General features: G+C 56.7%; 6 protein-coding genes. 5 read left to right on the top strand and 1 reads right to left on the bottom strand.

Going from position 1 to position 6128, the window contains the following annotated elements; translation table 11 throughout:
- Positions 1-87: 87 nt before the first annotated feature.
- Positions 88-336 (bottom strand): hypothetical protein, encoded by a 249-nt coding sequence (locus ADG72_RS01345; RefSeq protein WP_048711618.1) that lies wholly within the window; start codon positions 334-336, stop codon positions 88-90.
- A 153-nt stretch (positions 337-489) separates the two neighbouring features.
- On the opposite strand from ADG72_RS01345, the gene ADG72_RS01340 reads away from it, so the two are divergent.
- From ADG72_RS01340 to ADG72_RS01320, 5 genes are read left to right on the top strand one after another with little or no spacing between them, the layout of a single operon-like run.
- The gene (locus ADG72_RS01340) at positions 490-1494 is read left to right on the top strand and encodes a LacI family DNA-binding transcriptional regulator (protein WP_048711616.1); all 1005 of its coding nucleotides are present in this window, start codon (positions 490-492) and stop codon (positions 1492-1494) included.
- A 27-nt stretch (positions 1495-1521) separates the two neighbouring features.
- The gene (locus tag ADG72_RS01335; RefSeq protein ID WP_019127098.1) at positions 1522-2847 is read left to right on the top strand and encodes an ABC transporter substrate-binding protein; all 1326 of its coding nucleotides are present in this window, start codon (positions 1522-1524) and stop codon (positions 2845-2847) included.
- 3 nt (positions 2848-2850) lie between these two features.
- Positions 2851-3744: a carbohydrate ABC transporter permease gene (locus tag ADG72_RS01330; RefSeq protein ID WP_239667617.1), complete on the top strand. Its 894-nt coding sequence runs from the start codon at positions 2851-2853 to the stop codon at positions 3742-3744.
- Positions 3741-4628, top strand: a complete 888-nt coding sequence (locus tag ADG72_RS01325) for a carbohydrate ABC transporter permease (RefSeq protein ID WP_048711615.1) — start codon at positions 3741-3743, stop codon at positions 4626-4628. Before ADG72_RS01330 ends, ADG72_RS01325 begins: the two co-directional genes overlap by 4 nt.
- A gap of 8 nt (positions 4629-4636) precedes the next feature.
- Positions 4637-6124, top strand: coding sequence for an arylsulfatase (locus ADG72_RS01320; protein ID WP_048711613.1), 1488 nt, complete (start codon positions 4637-4639; stop codon positions 6122-6124).
- Positions 6125-6128: the final 4 nt, after the last annotated feature.

Raw genomic sequence — 6128 nt, 5'->3', positions numbered from 1 at the left:
GCCACACAGATGTGTGGCCCGCCCCCCCGCATTGTGATCCTGAGCGCTGCTCAGCGCCAAGAGATAGAGCGCTTCATCATAGGTGCTTCACCCAACCGCGTCGACAGCTTCTTTCGCTGTCTTTAGGCCAACGCCGGTGCGGTCTCGGTAGGCCTTGACGGCTTCGAGCTTGCGTCCATCTAGCACCAGTGCGCGTTCAGATGGGCTCAGCGCTAGGTCGATGGCTTCTCCGGAGGCTTTTAAGAGTCGTTCGAGATGTGCAACTCGCTCCTTCAAGCGCTCATTTTCTTCGCGCAGTTCTTCGAACTTGCGTGCATCCCCAATCCAGATACCCATGCGTGCCCTCCTTTGGGCTGTGTCTTCGTGATAGGGGCGATTCTATCAATGAGCTTATCTGCAAGGAAGACATTATTGTGTCCCAGATAACAGAGTTATAACGTTTTATAAAAACGTTTTAATTCGTCTCGGTGCACGCGCTACAGTATCGACATGGCCTCACGGGTCCGACTTGTCGACGTTGCGCGAAACGCTGGAGTTTCACCGACTACCGCTTCACTCATCCTCAGCGGTAGTCGCGCTGACGCGTTTGCTTCCGCGACCCAGAAGAAGGTTCACGACGCCGCACGAAGCCTCGGCTACACTCGTTCAATTCTTGGCTCTTCCCTGAAATCCGGTGCTACGCGCACAATCTGCTTTTTCTACACCCCTCCCATGGACCGCTTCGTCGAGAGATTCCAACTACACGCGAGCTCGCGCCTCGAAGAAGAAAACCTCCACCTAGTGTCGATCCCAGTTCGCATCGGCGAAGAACAACAGATCGTCAACGCCCTGTCGTGCGGTCTCTACGACACTGCCTGCCTCGCCTGCAATCCCGCCAGCGCCAAAGTCCTCATGGATCTCCTCCCAACCCCGCCAATCCCCACCATGATCTTTGGTACCCTCGCGCCAAACCCCTCCTACATCGGGGTGACCATTGACGAAACCTCGGGGATTACGCAGGCTCTCAGCGGCCTCGTCAACGGGGGAGCGAAGAAGATCGCCTACCTCACCCAGCGCCGTAACGCCGAAGAACTTGAAAACGAACCACGCTGGCATGCATACACGAAATTCCTCAGCGATTCACACCTGGGTACCCCTGAAATTTTGGCGTACACAGAGGGGAGCATCCCCTCTTCTTTCCAGTGCGCCACCACGATTTTCACCGGTCGAGATCCCCTTCCCGATGCGGTGTATTGCGATTCTGATCGAGTTGCCATTGGCGCAGTCCTTGCAGCAACTCAATGCGGAATCGCAATCCCCGATGACCTCCAAATCATCGGCACAGGCGCCTCCGTCGATGGCGGCGACCTTCACCCCGCACTGTCCACAATCGGCCTCGACAACCAAGACCTGGATAGTGCGGTGACCTTACTGTCCACACTCAGCGGTGAAGAACCGGAGTCGACAACGCTGACCCTTCGGTGGCACTACATGCCCCGAGGGACAACGCACTAAACGAGAAAGAACATAAGGAGCGCAACGATGCGACACAGCTCTTCTAAGCGGCTCAGCCGCACTCTGTCGGTATGCGCGGCTTTTGCCATGGCCGCTTCTCTTGCCGCGTGCTCAACTCCCGGTGGAGTTGGACAACAGTCCTCTGGTTCCTCGAGCGAATCCTCGCAGTCGCTGGGAATCCAGGGCGATCGCACCGGTAAGGAAATCCTGATCTACATGTCGGCTGGCCGCGATTACAAGGCCTACACCGACACCTTCGCGGCTTTCGAGAAGGAGCACAACGTCAAGATCAACGTCCAGTACTACCAGTGGGGCGACCTGCAGCAAAAGCTCACCGCTGACTTCCTATCCGGCCAGACCCCTGACCTCGTCGAAGAAAACGGCGGCTGGTGGTCCACTCGCTGGGGCGCAGACGGCAATATCATGTCCCTCGATCCCTTCCTCCAGAAGGAATCCGGATTCCTCGATGACTTCGTCGAATCTGGCCTTGCAAACCGTCAAGCCGACGGCAAGACCTACGGCATTCCTCTCCACGTGACCATGGGCGGCCTCGTCTTCGGTAACAAGGAAATGATGGACAAGGCAGGCGTGACCATGCCTAAGACTTGGGCTGAACTGCGTGAAGCCTCCAAGAAGATCCAGGAATCCGGCGTTGAGTATGGTCTGGCACTCAACAACGACGCCTCCTACACCGTCCCCTTCCTCATGCAGGCTGGAGTCACCTTCACCAAGGACGGTAACGAGCCCATGACTCCCGCAGCCAAGGCAACCGAAGCCATGCAGTTCCAGCACGACCTGATCTACAAGGACAAGCTGGCCCCGGTTCCTGTCGCCTCGAATGACTACGCTGCACCGCGTAAGGTCTTCACCTCCAAGCGAGCAGGCTTCATTCTCACCGGCCCCTGGGATATCTCAGCAGTGCGCAAGGAAGACCCGAACTTCCCGCTGACCGTTGGTGAACCCCTCAAGGGCGATGTCCAGAAGACCTACCTGGCTGGCTCGGGCATGATGATCCCCTCGAAGTCGCAGAACGCAGAGCTCGCATGGCAGCTCATCAAGGATATGACCAGCCTCAAGGTCCAAGAAGCCGTCACCGCTGAGACCGGAATGGCAATGTCGCGTAAGTCCTGGGCGAACTCTGATGTTGTCAAGAATGATCCGATTCTCTCCGTCGTCGCTAAGTCGCGTGAATTTGCCGCGACCCCCGACAAGGCATTCTGGGGTAATGAAAACGCCGCGAAGATCTCGGACGCCCGCAAGGTGATGTACGAAGAGATCATCCTCAACGGAAAGGACCCGGCTGCTCAGGTCCAGACCTACGAGACCACAGTTGCGGGACTCCTGAAGCAGTAACTCATGTCCGTCTCGACTCGGAGCCGAGGGCGTCGGGGAGGGATGCGCGCACGCCAAGCGCGTACCGCGTATCTCTTCCTGACCCCCGCGGTCATCTACTTCGTTCTCTTCATGTTCTGGCCGCTGATCCAGGAATTTCAGCTGTCCTTTACGCGCGGCTTTACAACGCTGCGCCCCGTGGGATGGAAGAACTATTCCTCGATCATTCGTGACCCCGAAGTCCAACATGCCTTCGGAATCACCCTGATCTACGCGGCCTCGGCACTGATTTTGGGTGCGTGCGTGGGCTTGCTCCTTGCTCTCATCCTCAACCAGAAATTCCGTGGGCGCACCCTTGCGCGCACGATGATCCTGACCCCCTATATGACCTCGGTGGCCATCGTTGGCTTGATGTGGCGCAATATCTTGGACCCGACGACGGGTATCTTGAACTCGGTGCTCTCCAGCCTGCACCTTCCCACCCAGCAGTGGCTCACCACCGCGCCGCTGGCAACGCTCGTTGGGATTACCGTGTGGCAAGAAGCCGGCTACTTCATGCTTCTTTTCCTGGCTGGCTTGCAGGGCATCGATCCTCAGATTTACGAGGCCGCGCGCCTCGATGGTGCATCCCCTTGGAAGCGTTTCTGGTCCTTGACCCTTCCACTACTTGCCCCGACAACACTCTTTGTCGGTCTGGTCGGAATGATTTCAACCCTCCAGCAATTTGGCCTACCGTACTTGGTGACCAATGGTGGGCCCGGAAACGCGACGAGCTTGTACGTCTACCAGGTTTACCGTGAGACCTTCCAGAGTGGAAACTTGGGCTATGCCTCTGCTATGAGCTTCGCCTTCTTGGCAGTCATTATGGTTTTGTCCCTGATCCAGATTCGGACGGGACGAAGGAAAGAGGCACTATGATGTGCGTACCTACCCCGCCCCCGGCCTCGGAAGTCATCAAAAAGAAGAAGAGCATCGCTGACGAAGAGCTCTTCCCGGGTGCGCGCCTGGTTTCGCTGATCTTCATCTGGATTGCTGCCGCGATCGCTGTTGCCCCGCTGCTGTACATGATCTCTTTGGCTTTCCAATCCGACGCTGAAGTTTCTGGTGGATCTGCGGTCCTCATCCCCGCGAAGTGGCAATGGGAGAACATTGGGAGGCTCTTTGCGGCGGCACCCTTTGGCCGTTTCCTCTTCAACTCGATCCTGGTCGCCGGGTTGATCACTTGCTCGCACATCCTTTTCGCTCCGCTGGTTGGATACGTTTTTGCGAAGTTTGATTTCCCGGGCAAACAGGTCTTCTTCATTGCGATCTTGTCGACCATGATGATCCCGCTCTTCGTGCGTATGATCCCGCTCTATGTGTGGTTCTCGCAGATCGGGTGGCTTGATACCTATCAGGGGCTGGTCATGCCATTCCTCATGAGCGCTTTCTCGATCTTCCTCATGCGCCAGTTCATCGCGGGCGTGCCCGACTCTTTGATCGAAGCGGCCCGTGTGGACGGAGCAAATGAGCTGAGGATCTACCGTTCGATTGTTCTCCCGCAGTGCAAACCCGCACTGACGGTCCTGGGATTGTTCACCTTTGTTTTCCAGATGAATGAATTCTTGTGGCCTTTGATTGCGACCAGCTCGCTGGAGATGCGAACAATTACCATTGGACTATCAATCTTTAAGAGTGAATCTTTCACCGCTTGGAACCTGACGGCAATGGGATCTCTCATGCTGTTTATCCCTGTGTGCTTGCTCTTCGTCCTCACGCAGAAGCACATCGTTCAGGGCATCGCGATGACGGGTATCAAGTAGGAGTAACCGTGAGTGAGAACCATCCGAATATCGTCCTCATTGCCGTTGATCAATGGAGGGGGGATTGCCTGTCGATTCTGGGACACCCCGATGTGCGCACCCCCTATCTTGATCAGCTAGCTGGGGGAGGAGCGCAGATGACGCAGGCCTATGCGGCTTGCCCCACCTGTGTTCCTTCTCGGATGGGACTCATGACCGGAACCGCCCCAACCACGCATCGCCGGATCGGTTATCAGGACGGAATTACTTTCGATATGCCGGTTACGCTTCCCGGGGCGCTTCGCGATGCCGGGTACCAGACTCAAGCAATCGGCAAGATGCACTACTGGCCAGAGCGCGGTCGCATTGGTTTTGATGATGTCATTTTGCACGATGGCTATCTTCACTACTCGCGTCACCGCGAGCGCGATTCTCGGATGTACGACGACTACCTGACGTGGCTGCGTGAGCAGGAAGGCGCGGGTGCCGTAGAGGATTACATCGATAATGGCCTCGAATGTAATTCGATGGTTGCGCGTCCTTGGGATAAGGCGGAAAAACTGCACCCGACGAATTGGGTCGTCACCGAGGCAACGCAGTGGCTCTACAGGCGCGACCCCACCTGTCCGTTCTTCCTCTACCTGTCCTTCCACCGTCCGCACGCTCCACTCGACCCGCCCAAGTGGGCTTTCGATAGCTACGAACAGGACGAACTCACCCTTCCAGGCGAGGACAATTGGTCGGATGAATTGATGAGTGAAGAGAGGCGGGATTGGGATCCGACCGCCCTCGCTGCTCACTATCGTGAGCGGGACGTGCGGCTTGCTCGTGCCGGCTACTACGGGCACATGACGCACATCGATTCCCAGATTTCTCGCTTCATCCAGACGCTAGGGGAGTTTGGGCTGGCTGAAAATACGGTGGTTGCTTTTATCTCCGACCATGGAGACATGATGGGTGATCACGGACTGTGGCGAAAAGGTTACCCTTACGAGGCTTCCTCACACGTTCCCTTCATCTTGTACGGTGCGGGGATCGCTCCCGGCAGGCGCGTGGATAGCGTGGTTGAGATCCGCGACGTAATGCCAACACTGCTGGACGTTGCGGGAGTTGAGATCCCCGAGGAAGTTGAGGGGCGCTCTGTCCTTCCCCTGATTGCCGAGGCCGATGATGAAGTTCCGTGGAGAGAGTACCTTCACGGGGAGCATTACTTATTTGATCAGTCGATTCAGTGGATTCGTTTCGATTCTTACAAGTATGTGTGGTTCTCCAGCTGGGGAGTCGAACAGCTCTTCGACCTCGATGAAGACCCCGAGGAATTGGTCGACCTGTGCAAACTTTCTGCTGATGCGCGAAGCAGCGAAGTCAGCGACGCGCTTCTTCGTGGAAGAAACTACCTGATCTCAGAGCTTGAGGGACGCGAAGAAGGGTATGTGTCTGAGGGACGTTTAGTTCCCGGACGCGAGGCAGTGAAGGTCCTGACGCATTCCTATCCGCTTCGCGAAGAAGCACGTTAGGTCT

This window comes from Trueperella pyogenes (genome assembly GCF_001070855.1).
Lineage (GTDB): Bacteria > Actinomycetota > Actinomycetes > Actinomycetales > Actinomycetaceae > Pauljensenia > Pauljensenia pyogenes_A.
This window is presented reverse-complemented; position numbering and strand designations above follow the sequence as displayed.

Bases quoted from the DNA above. Each gene is read 5' to 3' on its own strand.
- ADG72_RS01330 (WP_239667617.1), top strand. From the start codon at position 2,851: ATGTCCGTCTCGACTCGGAGCCGAGGGCGTCGGGGAGGGATGCGCGCA.
- ADG72_RS01325 (WP_048711615.1), top strand. From the start codon at position 3,741: ATGATGTGCGTACCTACCCCGCCCCCGGCCTCGGAAGTCATCAAAAAG.
- ADG72_RS01340 (WP_048711616.1), top strand. From the start codon at position 490: ATGGCCTCACGGGTCCGACTTGTCGACGTTGCGCGAAACGCTGGAGTT.
- ADG72_RS01335 (WP_019127098.1), top strand. From the start codon at position 1,522: ATGCGACACAGCTCTTCTAAGCGGCTCAGCCGCACTCTGTCGGTATGC.
- ADG72_RS01345 (WP_048711618.1), bottom strand. From the start codon at position 336: ATGGGTATCTGGATTGGGGATGCACGCAAGTTCGAAGAACTGCGCGAA.